Raw genomic sequence first — 18,154 nt, 5'->3', positions numbered from 1 at the left:
TGACGGCAGCTTTCTGACTGACCCCACCCAGACCAAACCGCTGGCGATAACAAAATAGCTGTTCAGATTTTATCCAATTCGATCTTTATCCAGTCATCGAGAGCGGGTATCATGCCAACCCTTTTTCGAAGTCTCATGATCCGGCCCCACTTCAGGGAAGTCCTATGTCGGCGGTACGCATCGGCCCATATACATTGCAGAACGGCCTCGTTCTCGCCCCCATGGCGGGCGTCACCGACCAGCCCTTTCGTCAGTTGTGCAAACGATTGGGCGCAGGCCTGGTGGTTTCGGAAATGGTCACCAGCGACATGAGTTTGTGGAACACCCGCAAATCGCGTCTGCGCATGATCCACGAAGGCGATCCCGAGCCCCGCTCGGTACAGATCGCCGGTGGCGACGCACAGATGCTGGCGGAGGCGGCCCGGGCGAACGTCGAGCTGGGGGCGCAGATCATCGACATCAACATGGGCTGCCCGGCGAAGAAGGTCTGCAACAAGGCCGCCGGCTCGGCGCTGTTGAAGGATGAAGCGCTGGTTACCGAGATCCTGCAGGCAGTCGTCGCCGCAGTCGATGTGCCGGTGACCCTGAAGATCCGCACCGGGTGGGACCGGGAGAACAAGAATGGCCTGGTGGTGGCGAAGATCGCCGAACAGGCGGGTATCACGGCGCTGGCGGTGCATGGCCGCACCCGTGCCGACCTGTACACCGGCGTGGCCGAGTACGACACCATCGCCGCGATCAAACAGGCGGTGTCGATTCCGGTATTTGCCAACGGCGACATCGATTCGCCGGAGAAGGCCCGGTACGTGCTGGACGCGACCGGTGCCGATGGGCTGTTGATCGGCCGGGCCGCCCAGGGGCGGCCATGGATTTTTCGTGAGATCGAACATTACCTGCGCACCGGCGAAAAGCTCGCTGCGCCGCAGTTGTCCGAAGTGGAACGTATTCTGCTAGAGCATCTGGCCGCGCTACATGCCTTCTACGGAGAAGTCATGGGCGTACGCATCGCTCGCAAGCATGTGGGCTGGTATCTCGCAACCCTGCCGGGCGCCAGGGAGTTTCGCGCCCGTTTCAATCGTTTGGATGGTACGCAAGCACAATGCGCCGACGTTCAGGCGTTCTTCGCTGAGCGTTACAAGAGCCTGACAGGGGACGAAGGGGTGGCCGCATGACGATGATGACCGAGACTTTAGTGAGTGGAACAACACCCGTGAGCGACAACGTGAATTTGAAACAGCACCTCAATACGCCCAGCGAAGAAGGCCAGACCCTTCGCGGGAGTGTCGAGAAGGCGCTGCACAATTATTTCGCCCACCTTGAAGGCGCTGCCGTCACGGATGTGTACAACCTGGTGCTTTCCGAAGTCGAGGCGCCTCTGCTCGAAAGCGTGATGAACTACGTCAAGGGCAACCAGACCAAAGCCAGTGAGCTGCTGGGCCTGAACCGCGGCACCCTGCGAAAGAAACTCAAGCAGTACGACCTGCTGTAAGCATTCAATCGAACCAGAAAGGCGCCCGCATCAAAAACGGTCGCCTTTTTTGCTGACTTCCCTTGCTTTTGATGGAAATTGAAATGACCGACCAGACCACCCGCCTGCCGATCCGCCGCGCCTTGATCAGCGTTTCCGACAAGACCGGGATCCTCGAATTCGCCCGCGAGCTGCAACAGCTGGGCGTCGAGATTCTCTCCACCGGCGGAACCTTCAAGCTGCTGCAGGACAACGGCGTCGCCGCAGTGGAAGTCGCGGACTACACCGGTTTTGCGGAAATGATGGACGGTCGGGTCAAGACCCTGCACCCAAAAATCCACGGTGGGATTCTCGGCCGTCGCGGCATCGACGATGCCATCATGAACGAACACGGCATCAAGCCAATCGACCTGGTAGCCGTCAACCTCTACCCGTTCGAAGCCACCATCAACAAGCCTGGCTGCGACCTGCCGACCGCCATCGAGAACATCGATATCGGCGGCCCGACCATGGTCCGCTCGGCGGCCAAGAACCATAAGGACGTCGCCATCGTAGTCAACGCCAGCGACTATGCCAGCGTGCTGGAAAGCCTCAAGGCCGGTGGCCTGACCTACGCCCAGCGTTTCGACCTGATGCTCAAGGCCTTCGAACACACCGCCGCCTACGACGGCATGATCGCCAACTACATGGGCACCGTGAACCAGGCTGCCGAAACCCTGAGCACGGAAGGCCGCAGCGAATTCCCGCGCACCTTCAACACCCAGTTCGTCAAGGCCCAGGAAATGCGCTACGGCGAGAACCCGCACCAGAGCGCGGCGTTCTACGTGGAAGCCAAGCCCGCCGAAGTCGGCATTGCCACCGCCACCCAGCTGCAAGGCAAGGAACTGTCGTTCAACAACGTGGCCGACACCGACGCCGCCCTGGAGTGCGTGAAGAGCTTCGTCAAGCCGGCCTGCGTGATCGTCAAGCACGCCAACCCGTGCGGCGTGGCCGTGAGTCCGGACGCCGAGGGCGGTATCCGCCAGGCCTACGAACTGGCCTACGCCACCGACACCGAGTCGGCCTTCGGCGGCATCATCGCCTTCAACCGTGAGCTGGACGCCGAGACTGCCAAGGCCATCGTCGAGCGCCAGTTCGTCGAAGTGATCATCGCCCCTTCCGTCAGCGAAGAAGCTCGCGCCATTGTCGCCGCCAAGGCCAACGTGCGGCTGCTGGCCTGCGGCCAATGGTCGGCCGACCGTGCGCCGGCCTGGGACTACAAGCGCGTCAACGGCGGCCTGCTGGTCCAGAGCCGCGACATCGGCATGATCGGCAGCGAAGACCTCAAGGTCGTGACCCAGCGTGCCCCGAGCGAACAGGAAATCAACGACCTGATCTTCGCCTGGAAAGTCGCCAAGTACGTCAAGTCCAACGCCATCGTCTACGCCAAGAACCGCCAGACCATCGGCGTCGGCGCCGGCCAGATGAGCCGCGTGAACTCGGCCCGCATCGCCGCCATCAAGGCTGAACACGCCGGCTTGCAAGTACAGGGCGCGGTCATGGCCTCCGATGCATTCTTCCCGTTCCGCGACGGCATCGACAACGCGGCCAAGGTCGGCATCACCGCAGTGATCCAGCCGGGTGGCTCGATGCGTGACAATGAAGTGATTGCGGCCGCCGACGAGGCTGGCATCGCGATGGTCTTCACCGGCATGCGCCACTTCCGTCACTGATCCAACCCGATCGAAATGTGGGAGCGAGCCTGCTCGCGAATGCAATCTGCCAGCGACGTTGATGTTGGCTGACACACCGCTTTCGCGAGCAGGCTCGCTCCCACATAAAGCGCTCCAGCAGCGCCTTATAGAATTTGAGGTTTTTGAAATGAATGTTTTGATCATTGGCAGCGGTGGCCGTGAACACGCCCTGGCCTGGAAAGTGGCCCAGGATCCCCGTGTGCAGAAGGTTTTCGTCGCACCGGGCAATGCCGGCACCGCCATCGAAGCCAAGTGCGAAAACGTCGCCATCGACGTCCTGGCCTTGGAACAACTGGCCGATTTCGCCGAGAAGAACGTCTCGCTGACCATCGTCGGTCCGGAAGTGCCGCTGGTCGCCGGCGTGGTCGACCTGTTCCGCTCCCGTGGCCTGGACTGCTTCGGCCCAACCGCCGGTGCCGCGCAGCTGGAAGGCTCGAAAGCGTTCACCAAGGATTTCCTGGCGCGTCACAAGATTCCGACCGCCGACTATCAGAATTTCACTGAAATCGAACCGGCCCTGGCGTATCTGCGCGAGAAAGGCGCGCCGATCGTGATCAAGGCCGACGGCCTGGCCGCCGGTAAGGGCGTAATCGTTGCCATGACCCTGGCCGAGGCCGAGGACGCCGTGCGTGACATGCTCGCGGGCAATGCCTTCGGTGACGCCGGCTCCCGCGTGGTCATCGAAGAGTTCCTCGACGGCGAGGAAGCCAGCTTCATCGTCATGGTCGATGGCAAGAACGTCCTGCCGATGGCCACCAGCCAAGACCACAAGCGTGTCGGCGATGGCGACAGCGGCCCGAACACCGGTGGCATGGGCGCCTACTCCCCGGCCCCGGTGGTGACCGCACAGGTGCACCAGCGCGTCATGGACCTGGTGATCTGGCCTACCGTGCGCGGCATGGCCGAAGAAGGCAATGTCTACACCGGTTTCCTCTACGCTGGCCTGATGATCGACAAGGCTGGTAACCCAAAAGTCATCGAATTCAACTGCCGTTTCGGCGATCCTGAGACCCAGCCGGTGATGCTGCGCCTGCAATCGAGCCTGGTCCTGCTGGTCGAGGCTGCGCTGGCCCAGGCCCTGGACAAGGTCGAAGCCCAATGGGATCCGCGCCCAAGCGTCGGCGTCGTATTGGCCGCTGGCGGTTACCCGGGCGACTACGCCAAGGGTAGCGCGATACAGGGCCTGGACGCCGCGGCCCGGCTGGAAGGCAAGGTGTTCCATGCAGGCACGGCATTGAAGGATGGGCAAGTGGTCACGGCCGGCGGTCGTGTGCTGTGCGCCACCGCCTTGGGCGCCAGTGTCGACGCAGCTCAGCAGCAGGCCTACAAGCTTGCCGCCGAGATTGACTGGGAAGGTTGTTTCTACCGCAAGGACATTGGCTACCGTGCCATTGCCCGCGAGCGTGGCGAAAATCTGGAATAACCCAGCCATTCAGCCAGGCAAGGGTCTGCGGCCCTTGCCTGACTGTTCCGGCGCCGCGCATAGTTATAATCTGGCATCAACCTACGAAGGGATTTCGCCGTGCGCTGGCTCAGGATTGCCATAGGCTTTACCGTCACCCTGCTGACGTTGCTCTGCATGCTCCCGGCCCAGGCCGCGCCAGGCAGTGGCTGGGCGGTATTGCTCGACGAACAGGGCGACCTGACGCTGAGCGATATCCGCTCTGCCCGCTACACCAATCAATTCAGCCCCATCGACCTTGACCGCCTCAAGGCCGCCGAGCCCGGCGGTGCATTGTGGCTGCGTTTCCGCCTGGCCCCGGACAGGCACGAACAGATCCTGCGCATCTTCGCACCCGACCTGTCACGCCTGAACCTTTACGTGCTGGACGGCGACGCCCTGGTCGAACAACAAATCAGCGGCAATGTCACGCATACCGAACCGTCGGTGCCCAGCAGTGACTTCATATTGCCCCTGCCGCGCAGCGACAAGTCGCTGGACGTCTACCTGCGATTGGCCTCGCGCCATGAACTGCGCCCCTACGTCACGTTGCAATCGGCCGTCACAGCGGCGGCCGATCAGAACCAGACACTGATTTATGGGCTGCTGTTCGGCTGCATCGCCATGCTGATCCTGCACAACCTTACCCGCTACGCCTATACCCGTTCACGCAGTTGCCTGTGGCTGGCCGCCTGTGAAGGGCTGCTGATGCTCAGCCTGGTGCTGTTGCTGAACCTGGCCGGCCCCTGGCTGCCCGACTGGCCGGCGGTGCAGACGCCCGGGGCCTACCTGGCATTGTTGCTGACGGCGCCTTGCGGCCTGATGTTCGCCTACCGCTTCTTCGCGCCCTTGGGCCCGCACCCGTTGAACCGGCTGCTGCTGGGGGACATTGTGTTCGTCATGCTGTGCAGCCTGCTGCTGTTGTTCGTCAACACGCTGCCACTCAATATCATGACCTATGCCCTGGTGGCCCTGGCCGGCCTGAGCATGCTGTTCGTCAGCGCCTGGCACTGGCAAAAGGGCTACCGCCCGGCCCGGCTGTTCGTCGCGGCCATGGTGGTCTTCAACCTGGGCACGTTGATCATCCTGCCGGCGTTGCAAGGGCTCACGGAGGTCGCACCCCAAGGCTTGATCATTACCCTGCTGGTCTTCATCTGCATCAGTGGCCTGTTGATGAGCGTCGCCCTGGGCGAGCGCCAGCGCTCGATCAACGAAAGCCGTTTCAGCCTCAGCCGCGACCTGGCGGCGAGCAATGCCGAAATCAATGCCAAGGCCGAATTCCTGGCGAAGATCAGCCACGAGATCCGCACCCCGATGAATGGCGTGCTGGGCATGACCGAGTTGCTGCTGGGCACGCCGCTGTCGGTCAAGCAGCGCGACTACGTGCAGACGATCCATAGCGCCGGCAATGAACTGCTGACCCTGATCAACGAGATCCTCGACATTTCCCGGCTCGAATCCGGGCAGATCGAACTGGACGATGTGCAGTTCGACCTCAATGCCCTGATCGAGGATTGCCTGAGCATCTTCCGCGCCAAGGCCGAACAGCAGAACGTCGAGCTGATCAGTTTCATCCAGCCCCAGGTACCACGCGTGATCAGCGGCGACCCTACGCGGCTGCGCCAGGCATTGCTGAGCCTGCTGGAAAATGCCCTGAAGAAGACCGACGAAGGCGAAGTGCTGATCGTCGTCGCCCTCGACGAGCGCAGCCATCAGCCCCGCCTGCGCATCGCCGTGCAGGACAGCGGGACGCCGATGGACGCGGAGGAGCGCGACACGCTGATGCACGCCGAGCTGCACAGCAAGAACTTCCTCTCGGCAACACGCCTGGGCGGCAATCTGGGCCTGGTCATCGCCCGCCAACTGATCATCCTGATGCACGGGGAATTCGGCATCAAAAGCGGCAGCAACCAGGGCAGTACCCTGTGGCTGACCTTGCCGCTGGACCCGGATCGCCTCGAACACCCGACTTCCGATCTCGATGGCCCGCTGCAAGGAGCACGGGTGTTGATCGTCGACGACAACGACACCTGCCGCAAAGTACTGGTGCAGCAATGCAGCGCCTGGGGCCTGAACGTCAGCGCGGTGCCCTCGGGCAAGGAAGCCCTGGCACTGCTGCGCACCAAGGCGCACCTGCGGGACTATTTTGACGTGGTGCTGCTGGACCAGAACATGCCGGGCATGACCGGCATGCAACTGGCGGCCAAGATCAAGGAAGATCCGAGCCTGAACCACGACATCCTGCTGATCATGCTCACCGGCATCAGCAACGCGCCGAGCAAGATCGTGGCGCGCAACAGCGGGGTCAAGCGCATCCTCGCCAAGCCGGTGGCCGGCTATACCCTCAAGACCACCCTGGCGGACGAACTGAACCAGCGCAACCGGGGCCAGGCGACGAGCATGCAAGTGAATGCAGGCCCGCCCATCCCGGTGAAAGTGCCGAGCGACTTCCGCATCCTGGTGGCCGAGGACAACAGCATCTCCACCAAGGTCATCCGCGGCATGCTCGGCAAGCTCAACCTGCAACCCGACACCGCCAGCAACGGTGAGGAAGCCCTCAAGGCCATGAAGGAGCAGCGCTACGACCTGGTCCTGATGGACTGTGAAATGCCGATCCTTGATGGTTTTTCCGCTACCCAGCAATTGCGTGCCTGGGAAATGGGTAACCAGCGCACCCGCACGCCAGTGGTAGCGCTCACGGCGCACATCTTGGCCGAGCACAAGGAGCGCGCCCGCCAGGCCGGGATGGACGGGCACATGGCCAAGCCAGTGGAGCTGTCCCAACTGCGCGAGCTGATCGAACACTGGGTAGCCCAGCGCGAACAGCAGAACAAGACTGCCGAGCACACCTCCTGAGGCGCCGCACGGCAATCGCTTGTGCTTGCAGTTCGATTCACAATTCCACCGCATGGATATTACGCGTTGTTTCGGCCATAACCGCAGCCACGACTTTTTTCCTGAACGTTGCGTAATGCAGCGTACTGAATGTGACGATTGCCAGCTGCTCGATACTGGTGGTCACGACGTCTTCCATAGGCCAGAACAAAAACTTCGAAACCACCCTGCGCGTACTGAATTGTTTGTGGTAGAGCGCTATTTCTACTTTTCCGGGAGTCGTCGACACACAAGGAATCACCTGAAAAAAACCTCGGTCACGCTGCAGGCTGGCGCCTTCGAATACTTCAATCGCATCCGGCTTGTTCCTCAACGCCGCTAACACCTGGCTCGCCTGCTGCGAAAAATCCCCCCCCAATGACTCGGATATCTGCCGTGAAACGCTATCGGCCATTAATCCCCGCCCAGCCTCTGCGAGGCTGACCGGCCGGGCGGTGTCCCACCCCAGGTATCTGAGCTTGTTCTTGTAATAATCGAACCAATTGCCCACCAAACCGTCCCGGTACGCCGAGCGCGTGGACAACTGCGCGTATAGGTTGCTCAAGTAGATATCTTCTCGATCTTGGGCAGACATGCCTTCATTGCATGAGACGAGGCTTCCCCCTATGACCGCAGCCCTTGATGTGGTGCTGCCGAGAAATGTTTGCTCGCCGAGCTGTTGAAAATAGGTATCACTCATAAAGTTTTTTCCCGGCCAGCTCGTGCTGATTGGCATCCGAAACGTCAAAAATGTTCTTCACTGTCTTATCGCCCAGTTTTTTAATGATCGCCTCGCGCAGCGGCCCATAAAGCGCATCGGATAAATTGACCTGGAAGTACTTCAGTTGAATATTGCCCAGGATATTGTCAGTGGCGAAAGATTGACCCAGTGGGTTGGAAACCACTTGTTCCGTTGTGTTGAACTCCACATAGAAACTATTCAGCACAGGGCCGTGTTGGGCGAGAATGACTTGCAGGCTGACCTTGCAAGCCGCTTCGACGGCGGCACCGGATGACGGTCCGTCCTTGAATTTTCGAACGTGCTCGCGCAGTACATCAATGGCCGGCGAGGTAACGGGTAATTGAGCAACGCGATTCAATACGCGACAGACGTCATCACGCGTCGCCGAATCAAGATGACCGGCCAATGGGGCCCCCACCCAATCCGTCAACTTGAATGTCGAGGCGTCACCCACTGCCAAACTTTTCCATGCGACCTCTCTCTGCAACCAAGCACTACTCAATACCTCTCGGTACGTTTCATACCAGGCTTGCATTTGGGAAAAATTGGGATTTCTTTTGTCGGCTACCAACTGCGCAAATAACACCGAGTTCAATACATCGAGTCGTTCCTGCTCCAGCATATCCCGCGGCATTAAAATAACGGCACCCGCATTCACAAACACCGAATAATGTTCGCCCATTACAACCCCCTGGCTTTTATAGATGGCGACCGCAACGCAGTCGCCAAGCGATCATATGAGATCAAATTTCGTATTCTTCGATTTTGGTTACCGCACGGTCCCCCAGTTTCCCCAAGATAGTCGCTCGGGTTAGGTTAATCAGAGTCGGTACCATGGCCATGTAGCTTTCACCACGATAGAGATCGACCGAACTACTGTCCCAATTGACAAACAAGACTTGGGTCTGATTCGTCCGTTGAATGAAGCGCACCGCACCCATCGCCATAAGAACTTCACCCTGCGACGTCTCATGGCATGCCGACACACTAAAACCTCCGGAGCCGGACTCCTTAATGTTCTGCTCGAACAGCCGAAGTGGTCTATCGCGGGCTTCTAACTTACTAATAGCATTCCTTGCAACCTCGAGCATCAGCAATGAAGTTGCGCCGGGAATGGCAGCAACGGTCGCCGCCGAACCCAGGATACTCAACACCAACTGATCCATCTTGAAACTCTTGCCAGAGGCCGCGACAGTGTCGTAATACTTCCTGACAATAACCCAGCCGCAAGTTTGCATAACCTCTAGAAACTTGTCATACCACTCTTTGCCCTGATCATCCCGTGGAAATTGCTTGCTCGCCACTAAGGAGGCAAATAAATATGAGTGTTGAACATCGACTTGGTTTTGCTCGGACATTCCCGAAACAAAAGCCAGAACACCGTCACCCACCACCGATGCACGATCCGGTTTCTCAATGTCAGAATTCAACACCGTGTAATTATCTAGAAGGACACGCGGAGAAATCCTAACCGCATCCGTCGATAGATCATATGCCTGCAAACGTTCAACGCGATCAGACAGGGTTACCACTGCATCTGCTTTAATAGTCATCATCTTTTCCTTATTGATTAAAGTCCTCCATGGACTTGAAACCAACTTATCCAACCCATCACCCAACAACAAGCCAACAACTGTAACCATGCATATTAAAATCGAAGTTAACCCATCAAAGCGCCTGACAACTCACCAAGCGTAAGCACCCGTCGGCTTAAATCGACATGTTCCAATACTCTGGTTTTCAGCCCCCGACGCCAGCCGACAACCGCCCCCGACGCCTGATAGACTTCACCTCAAATTCATTCGTCGTGAGCCTCAACCATGCTCCATGTGCTGTTCAGCGTTTATCTGAAGATGCTGGTGCTCTACAGCCCCTTCTTTGTCCTGTCCTGTTTTATCGGGTTGACTCGCGGCTATTCGCGCAAGGAACAACGCCGCCTGGCCTGGAAGGTGGCGACCGCGACGCTGATCTCCAGCGTGTTGCTGTATTTGTTCGGGCGAGTGATTTTCAGCGTGTTCGGCATCACCGTGGATGCATTCCGTATCGGCGCCGGCAGCGTCCTGTTCATTTCGGCGCTGGGCATGGCCCAGGGCAAGTCGGCCGTGCAAACCGACAACGTGCAACAGGACGTTACCATCGTCCCACTGACCATTCCGTTGACCGTCGGCCCCGGCACCATCGGCGCCCTGCTGGTGATGGGCGTGAGCCAGCCGCACTGGGACGACAAACTCATGGCCATCATCAGCATCGCCCTGGCGAGCTTCACCGTCGGCGTGGTGCTCTACCTGTCCAGCCGCATCGAGCGGATTCTTGGCGACCAGGGCTTGCAGATCGTCAGCCGCCTGATGGGGCTGTTTGTCTGCGCCTTGGCGGCGCAGATCATTTTTACCGGGGTGAAGGGCTACCTGGCGCCATAGAAGCAAGACCGCTTATTCTACGACCGACGCTGGCGCCAGCAGCTCTTTGAGGGTTGCACTGCCAGTCGTACCCAAGCGTTTCAAGCGCGCCACGAATGTCGACACCGGACGTGATTTCCCGGCGTTGAAACTCAGGCCTATTTCACCGCGCAAGACCGGATCGGCGGAGCACACATCACGCAGGATCAAGCAGCGCTCACTGTCCGGATCGACAATGACCAAGTGCGCCTGGACAATCTCGAACACGAGTTTTCCAGGCTCATCGAAGGCCCAGGCCAACGTGCTCGTCGTGGAGGGCCTTTCACCCAAGGCAGGGCGACAGTCGACAATCACCGACTCCAGCTTCAGCCACAGCGCCCTCGTCAAATGGCACGTCACCACACCCTGGCCCATACGCAGGATCAACCGGTTGACCTCATCGGGAATCAGCGGCAAGAGGTCGCGGCTGACCTTCTCCCCCTCGACCACCAGCACCTGGGCGCTGCGCTGGACGTAATCGAACGGCCCGATGCTGCGCTTGTCCGGATAGATCCGCACCCGCCCATCCTGGTGCTCGTGCAGGAGCACATTCTCCCGTGCTTGCGTGCCCAGCAACGTAAAGTCCTTGGGCAGGTTCTTGCCGGTGACTCGCAGCAACCGGGCACTTTGCACGTCATACCATTGCAGGCTTCCAGGCTCGGACTCCACCGACACGAATTCGTCATGTTGCGCAGCGTCCAGCAATCGCTGGAGGGCGTCGACCAAGTGCTCGCCCTGGGCGAGCACCCAGGCGTGGTTGACCCCGGTGATGGTCGCCATTTCCTGATGCCCCAGCGCCAGCGACACACCGTCCACGCTGATCCCGCGCAAGCCGCTGCCTTCAGGCGTGACGTCGGCGAACCGCCAGCCCGCCCACTCGCGCTGATAAGCCGGCAGGCTGGCGCCTGGCAACAGTTGCGTGCCGGTGTCGAATACCTGATTCAGTTGCTGTGGGTCGAAGAATACCTGGCTCAATATTTCGCCGCTCGACCGATCGAACAGCCAGACCGACTGATTATCCGGCGCCACACCCAGCAAGCGAACGTCCTTGTCGAGCCCCGGGTCGCACAACAACAATCGGCGCTTCACGTACCAGGCACAGAGGTTACCGTCACCGGCGGCATTGCGCAGACCGGCAATGGCAAAATCCTTGCCCGGGTATTGCTCGGCCAACGGTTCAAGCGCTTGCCACCACTGCGCACGCCCCTTGAGCCAGTGCTCGCTCACGCCGGCAAACTGCAGCGCGTCTTGCGCCACCAGGTTGAAGAACAACCCGTTTTCATCGAGCGCCACGTAGCCCCCTTCAACGGCCAGGATCTGCTTGAGCCCGTCTGGCTGCACCCATTGGCGTGTCCAATGCGCCGTACCGTCCTTCACGCTGCGTTGCAGTCGGCAAAGTGTCTGGTTGGGGGTGACTCGCTGGTAGATGAAGAACACGTCGCTGTCGTCCGCCATCGGCAAGAGCATCAGCCCGTCCAGCTTCTTGATCGAGTTATCCCAGCCACGGGCATGATGCTCGGCGGGTTGCGCAAGGATCAGGCGTCGATCGCTGCTGCGTACCCACGCCATGTCTCGGGAACTGGGGGCAATCGTCCAGCAGATCGAAACGTACGGCGCCGGCTGCCAATCGACCGTGGCGAGCCCATTATTCGAAGGTCCGGCGGGCAGTCGCAGAAAGTCGCCGAGCACGGATGACCACTCGGCCAGGGTATCGTTGGCCGATAGCAGCGCCTGCAACTGCGGTGCCGTGTCGTAGGTGACGGAACTCAACAGCAACTGCCCGTCATGAATCACGTATCGGTATTGCCGGACGGTTTGATTGTCGGCGATATATTCCTGCACGACATGAATCACACCATGGGCATCCGCCTCGATACTACGAATGGTGCTCTGGCCGTCCTGTATGAGTAACAGATAGCGGCACTTGAGCAAGCCTGTGGCGCACTCCGTCTGCCAGATCTGCAGTTCCTCGGGATCGTAGAAATAGGCGAAGCCATCCAGGACCACCGACAGTTGCGGCTCGCCGAGCACTTTACTGTCGTCGCGAATGTAGAGGAAGCGGTCCTCGGCCGCGTCATACCAGGCCGTGGTGTAGCTCGGTTGCAGGGGATCGTCGAACGGAACCAGATAGCGATGGATAGGCGTATACGGCAGCGCCAATCGATGCTCGCGCGCAAGGGCCTTGTAGTGCTCGAGCAACGCTTGCTCATCGAGCCCCTCGGGCGCCGTCTGCTCGACAAGGTCCAGTTGGCGCTTGTCCCCGGTGACGCTGAACAATTGGTCGGCCGTACGGATCAGCACTTCCTGCCGGCCGCTACGGGTGACATGGACGTTGCCGATGTACAGGTCGCCGGATGACTCGACCCGAATATCCGCGTCCTTGGCCCAGGTTGCCTGCAACACCCAACGGCAAAACGTCAGGTTCGGCGCGATAAGCCTTATGTCGACCCCGGGATTGAGCACCACGGTACAGCGCCCGTCCGCGCCCGTGAGCCAATAGGACACCTTTGCGTGCCAGGCTTCTGGCAGAACGGGAACCACCAGTGTCCGTTCCTGCGCATCCAGATTCACCTTGATGATCGTTTCGCCATACACCGGGTTCAGACGATTGAGGATATAGTCGGAAGGAAATGAATAGAACGAGAACAGAAACAGCCAGGTGCCGTCCGCTTGCTTTTTCTCCAGCCGACGCGCCGTGTCGAAGCCAGGATCATGGCGCCAGCGGGCGAATGGCAATGCCTTGTATTCATAGCCGTAGGTGGTTTGCGGCGTACAGGGCAAGACGATGGGTTTTCCGGCGGGCACTGTGAATTTGATCCGTGCGGGCAACCCCAGCTCCCGGCGGATATTGATCGCCCGTGAATCGTCGGCGTCGAAGCCCGGTACTCCGAAATGATCACGCAGCGGATACAGCTTCGGACTGTCGAGCAGTAACGTCCCCTCCTGCAGATCGATGCCTTTAATCAGTAGTGAAGGACGCGCCACCCACGCGGCCAACTTGTGATCATAGGCGTAGCCCTCGCCACGATAGGCCTGCTCCAGGTCATCGAAAAACTGACCGACTTGCCGGGCCTCGCGGGCGATGGTGGCAAATCCCTGGGCCAGCGCGGCGACCCCGACGGCCAAGCCACCGAGAATCACGCCCGCACCGCCGAGTACCGCCGCGGCGGTCGATGCCCCGGCCAACCCAGCCCCGACGCCGCCCGCCGTCAAGGCCAGGCTCGCGGAATCGAATGTCAGCTGGGTACCGAATTGCGCGGTCTCGATGCCGGTTTGCGCAGTCTTCAACTGGTAGATATCGAAGCCAACATTGGCCAACCCCAACACAGCGCCGACGCCTTCGTTGGCTGCATGTCCTAAGGCCTGGCCGACAATCGGCGCGCAAGTACGGGCAATGATCCGTTCTTCCACCAGAGCGGTGCGGGCCAACTGCACCAGGCCCGCCACGTCCACGACATTGCCGTGCACCAGTTGCGCATAGTTGACGTACGCGTGCAGGCGCACGGCGGTGGTCAGTGTCCGGTCGTCCCCTTCGCGTCCACGTAAGGCATTCATCAACGCCTGGATGGTGAAACCGGCGTTGAGGGTATGGACGCTGCCGGCTTCGGTCGGGTCCAGGACGCCGCCCGTCTGCACGGGTTTGCGCGCCAGGGTCGAAAACTGTTCCGACAGCCAGCTCTTGATCCGCAGTAGGCGTTGATCGTCGCTGAGCACGCGGACCGGTTGTTGTGGGTGCGCGGGGTCGATCAGGCTCACCCGATATTTGCCTTGCGGCGTGATCTCCAGCGTTTCGAACAAGGGCACCAGCGGCGTCGTCGAGCCATGTAGCTCCTGCAAACCGACCGTCGCCTGGGCGATCTGCTGGCCCCACCAGTGGCTGTCCAATTCCAGCAAACTGCTGCCCAGGTGCGCGTTGTCCACCAGGGACCTTCCATGGGCACTGTTCAGGCGCTGGCGAATCGCAAGGGCCGGTTTTCCTGGCAAAGGTTCGGGCTTGAGCAGCTGCGCCACGGTGAAGCCCTCGGACAATTCCAAGCTGGCTATCTTTTTGCTGTGCAGATCGATCAGATCGAATTCCGGTCGAGCGTCAGGGCCATAGGCAGCGTAATAACGGGCCATGCCCTCAGTCCGGAAAAAATGCTCCAGCCCACGTTGCAGCCCATCCGGGTGGTCGAATTTGCACAGGCCGAAGTTGGGGTCGAAGAAATGATAAGCGGCACCTTCTGCGCTGACGGTCTTGGCCACCAGCATCGAATGGTTATCCGAGTTGAGCATCAGCGTACGGGAGCCGCTGTAATGCTCGAGCAGGTCCCTGACCTGGTCCAGGTTCGTCAGCCCCAGGCGCGTTCCGACGTCACCCAGCGGCACGTCCCGCAGCGTCTCCAGCGTTTGCACAAAAGCCTGGGAATCGGCCTGCCCGGGTTCGAGCACCGCCAGGTAGAAACGCTCGCGCAAGTGCCCGGAAGAAACCTCACCCTTGGCCAGTGCTGCGCTCATCACCAACGCCAGGGGATAGCAGCGTCCGCCAATGGCCTCGCCATCGCTGTTGAGCAGCAAATCCTGAGGGAGCATTTGCACGCCGCCGTGGCCGAACCCGTCCAGCACTTGCCCGGAGCGTTCGACGACTTGGAGACGGTGTTCAAGGGTCGCCACTTTCTGGATCCGAGCAACATGACGGCCCCACTGGAATAACGTTCGCGCCTGTTTCAAGGCCGTTCTCTTCAACTCCAGCGCACTGTCGGACGGCAGTGGCGCATCCGCCGGATCGCTCGACAGGCCGCCCATGAACTCGGCCGCCTTGCGCTTGAACAATTGCCGCTCGATGACCGCGTAACGGCCGGCCACGCCCTGTTCGACAACGCTATTGGCCAAGTTCTCCAGCTCACTCGTAGCCGTGTTGAAGCTCGAGTTCTCCAGGGTGTCCAAGCCGAGCAACACGCCCAGCGACAGCCTTTGCACAGGGCTGGCCTCAATGACGCGCCGGGTGCCACCGGCGATCTCGCCCAAGACGTCGTCGATTCCCAGGCTTTGCATTTTTGCATCGCTCAGGAACACCGGCACCAGTGCATCGGCAGGCTGACGCCGGATACGCTGGCGATCATCGAAACTCAGCGGCAGCGGCTTCTCGAAACGTTTTTCGCCGTCATGCCCCTGGCTCATCGCTTCGATGAACGGCTCGCCGAGTCCTTCGACCAAGCGCTCCAGCACATCGGTCAGCAACACGGCTCGGCCTTCGATCAGTGGCCAGCCCTGTTGGAACTCAACGGTTGAATGCTTGAGTAACTGGGCGATGTCGCCGTTGTAGCGCGTGGGGTACTGACCTTCATGCCAACGGGCCCGCTCGTCGGTGGGCCATTTTTCGGGTTGGCTGCCATTTTCCTTCCAGGAGTGGTTCTGCTCCTCTTCCGTGGCTCCGTTAACCGTCAAGTGGGGAGCGATGCCCGCCTCCTTGTACAAAGTGTCGGCAGCTGCCGCGCTCAAGCGCGCGTTCGCGTAGTCGGCCATGCCGTCGCGCATGGCGCCGGGGCCGGTCAGATGGACAGTGCCTTCGCTCTCGAAGCGAATGCCGTCGCCGAAATGGGTGGCGACACCCGATATCCGCGCAATCGCCCTGAGCACTTCGCCCATCGGCAGATGGCTCAGCGACCCATGTTTTTTCTCGAAGACTTCTTCCACCAGACCCAACATGCCGCCGACATCGCTCAATGCAACGTCACGCTGGGCGGCCAGTTGGACCGATGCTTCAATCAACTCGTAGTTGGAGCGTAGACGGTCGATCACGCTCCCAAGAATCTCGGCGCCCGGATGGGCCATCAAAAAGGCGTTGGATAACGATAGCTCCATGCTCAAGGCCCGTAGCGCGAAAGGTCGGGCCAGGCGCTCCGCCGGAGGTTCGAAGACTTCGCTCAAGCTTGGCCGGCTTTGCGCGAACGCTTCCAGTGCCGGGCGATGCTCAGCCGGAATATGCACACGATAACGGGAGGAGACCTGGCGACCTGGCATCCATTCGGGGTTCTCGTTCAGCAGCAACTGCAGGGTCCCTAGACGGGCATCATGGTCAAAGCCGCTGATGTCAACGCCGCCCAGGGTCGCCGATAACGGCGGAAGGTGGTCGATATCGGTATAACTACCACCTTCGGCATACAGGACTTCAGCGCGCACGATATCCGATGCAGCCGCCATGTTACCGAGCAATCGCATCTCCCGGTCATAACCGTCCTGCAATTGCAGCGAAGTCTTATCACCACCAAGATCACGCAATTTGAAGCCGTCCATGTCCAAGACACTACGACCATTACGCTCCAACTGTTGGCGCAACGTTAGTGCATCCTGACCGTAGGCGCGGGTCAGTAAATCGATCCGAGCCTCGTCGGCTGAACCGCCATTCGCCACAGCGGCATTAATATGAGCCTGCATCTGCTGCTTCAGAACCAAGGCATGTTCGTTGTACAGGGCGCCCAACTCGACTTCACTGATATCCTTATCCACGCCTTGTAAAAAAACACTGGCCTTGGCGGCCTCGACAATAAGTTTATTGGTTTGCCAAGCCAGTAGTGCATCGCTGTCATACCAAAGATTCAATGTATAACCCTGAGGGTCCAACACCTGTCGCCATATATTGAGGTAATCGCGCTGAATATCACCAAGCCCACCGCCGAGCCAAACGAAGTGCAAGGTCTTGGGCACTCCAGTGGCCAGCTTCTTCATCTGCTCGGCACTGAACTGAAGACGCGCTTCATGATGTTCGACTTTTTCGTATATCTGCGGCAGGTCAATCCCCGCCTTGGCGGGACCAGACACGCGCTCATCCTGACTGCGCTTGACCCTGCGGGTGCTCAGCAGCTGGGCCAGCGTCTGCTTCAAGAGCCCCAATGGCTCCAGCAACCGGTGGGAATCCGGCATGCCGATACAGGCAAAGTAGTAACGGATGACCGCGTCGTACTGGTCATTGTTTTTATAGGGCAACAGTGCCCGCTCGAGGTCGGCCAGTTTGAAAAGGCTGATAAAACCGAGCGCACTGTCGTCCGTCTTGATGTTTGCTTCCTGCACAAAGACACTCCTTGGCCTGTTCCGTTAAAAACAGGCATATAACAACGGCGTCGCCAGCGCGTGCTCTGGCGACCTATTGATTCAATTTAATATTTTGCGACTTGGCGATACCTAACGTTGCCAAATACTGAAAACACACACTAACAACTTATCAGGCACGCACTCTAACGCTTAAAAACCAACAACTCAAACGGGAAGGCTTTCAATGCGTTTCAAAGAAAAAGCAAGACTACAACGTGCTCTTTTATTTATACGGGAGACAACTAAAGCAAAAGAATCGAACGCAACTCGCAAGCCCAACTTTTATCCTGTGGCGAGGGAGCTTGCTCCCGCTGGGCTGCGCAGCAGCCCCAAAAGCAGCGGCTCGATCAATCTGATACACCCAGTGCCGGGCGGGGTCTGCTTCGCAGC

The 18,154-nt window shown here is 59.7% G+C and carries 11 protein-coding genes; 7 read left to right on the top strand and 4 right to left on the bottom strand.

Annotated features, from left to right (window positions below; translation table 11 throughout):
* Nucleotides 1–164: 164 nt before the first annotated feature.
* From dusB to HU715_RS26745, 5 genes are all read left to right on the top strand, one after another.
* On the top strand, nucleotides 165–1,172 hold the full coding sequence (gene dusB, locus HU715_RS26765; protein WP_186707882.1) for a tRNA dihydrouridine synthase DusB: 1,008 nt from the start codon (nucleotides 165–167) through the stop codon (nucleotides 1,170–1,172).
* Complete coding sequence (gene fis, locus HU715_RS26760) at nucleotides 1,169–1,489, top strand: DNA-binding transcriptional regulator Fis (RefSeq protein WP_003186237.1); 321 nt, start codon at nucleotides 1,169–1,171, stop codon at nucleotides 1,487–1,489. The genes dusB and fis overlap by 4 nt, the downstream gene beginning before the upstream one ends.
* Nucleotides 1,490–1,572: 83 nt before the next feature.
* Nucleotides 1,573–3,180: a bifunctional phosphoribosylaminoimidazolecarboxamide formyltransferase/IMP cyclohydrolase gene (purH, locus tag HU715_RS26755; RefSeq protein WP_186707880.1), complete on the top strand. Its 1,608-nt coding sequence runs from the start codon at nucleotides 1,573–1,575 to the stop codon at nucleotides 3,178–3,180.
* 148 nt (nucleotides 3,181–3,328) lie between these two features.
* Complete coding sequence (gene purD / locus HU715_RS26750; protein ID WP_186707878.1) at nucleotides 3,329–4,624, top strand: phosphoribosylamine--glycine ligase; 1,296 nt, start codon at nucleotides 3,329–3,331, stop codon at nucleotides 4,622–4,624.
* A 99-nt stretch (nucleotides 4,625–4,723) separates the two neighbouring features.
* Nucleotides 4,724–7,498 (top strand): response regulator, encoded by a 2,775-nt coding sequence (locus HU715_RS26745; protein WP_186707876.1) that lies wholly within the window; start codon nucleotides 4,724–4,726, stop codon nucleotides 7,496–7,498.
* A 37-nt stretch (nucleotides 7,499–7,535) separates the two neighbouring features.
* Here HU715_RS26745 and HU715_RS26740 read toward each other — a convergent pair whose 3' ends face one another.
* The 3 genes from HU715_RS26740 to HU715_RS26730 all read right to left on the bottom strand — a co-directional run bounded on the left by HU715_RS26740 (nucleotide 7,536) and on the right by HU715_RS26730 (nucleotide 9,811).
* The gene (locus tag HU715_RS26740) at nucleotides 7,536–8,216 is read right to left on the bottom strand and encodes a hypothetical protein (protein ID WP_186707874.1); all 681 of its coding nucleotides are present in this window, start codon (nucleotides 8,214–8,216) and stop codon (nucleotides 7,536–7,538) included.
* A complete protein-coding gene (locus HU715_RS26735; RefSeq protein WP_186707873.1) occupies nucleotides 8,209–8,940 on the bottom strand; it encodes a hypothetical protein in 732 nt (243 codons plus the stop codon). Before HU715_RS26735 ends, HU715_RS26740 begins: the two co-directional genes overlap by 8 nt.
* Nucleotides 8,941–9,001: 61 nt before the next feature.
* The gene (locus HU715_RS26730; protein ID WP_186707871.1) at nucleotides 9,002–9,811 is read right to left on the bottom strand and encodes a hypothetical protein; all 810 of its coding nucleotides are present in this window, start codon (nucleotides 9,809–9,811) and stop codon (nucleotides 9,002–9,004) included.
* Between the two features lie 267 nt (nucleotides 9,812–10,078).
* Between HU715_RS26730 and HU715_RS26725 the strand changes: the two genes are divergently transcribed.
* The gene (locus tag HU715_RS26725; protein WP_186707869.1) at nucleotides 10,079–10,675 is read left to right on the top strand and encodes a MarC family protein; all 597 of its coding nucleotides are present in this window, start codon (nucleotides 10,079–10,081) and stop codon (nucleotides 10,673–10,675) included.
* 12 nt (nucleotides 10,676–10,687) lie between these two features.
* On the opposite strand, the gene HU715_RS26720 is transcribed toward HU715_RS26725, so the two are convergent.
* Nucleotides 10,688–17,743 (bottom strand): TcdA/TcdB pore-forming domain-containing protein, encoded by a 7,056-nt coding sequence (locus HU715_RS26720; RefSeq protein ID WP_186707867.1) that lies wholly within the window; start codon nucleotides 17,741–17,743, stop codon nucleotides 10,688–10,690.
* A 205-nt stretch (nucleotides 17,744–17,948) separates the two neighbouring features.
* On the opposite strand from HU715_RS26720, the gene HU715_RS26715 reads away from it, so the two are divergent.
* Nucleotides 17,949–18,154: hypothetical protein (locus HU715_RS26715; RefSeq protein WP_217884365.1), on the top strand; the 206-nt coding region annotated here is incomplete at its 3' end.

The sequence above is a fragment of the Pseudomonas zanjanensis genome, assembly GCF_014268745.2.
In the GTDB taxonomy this organism is placed as follows: domain Bacteria; phylum Pseudomonadota; class Gammaproteobacteria; order Pseudomonadales; family Pseudomonadaceae; genus Aquipseudomonas; species Aquipseudomonas zanjanensis.
This window is presented reverse-complemented; position numbering and strand designations above follow the sequence as displayed.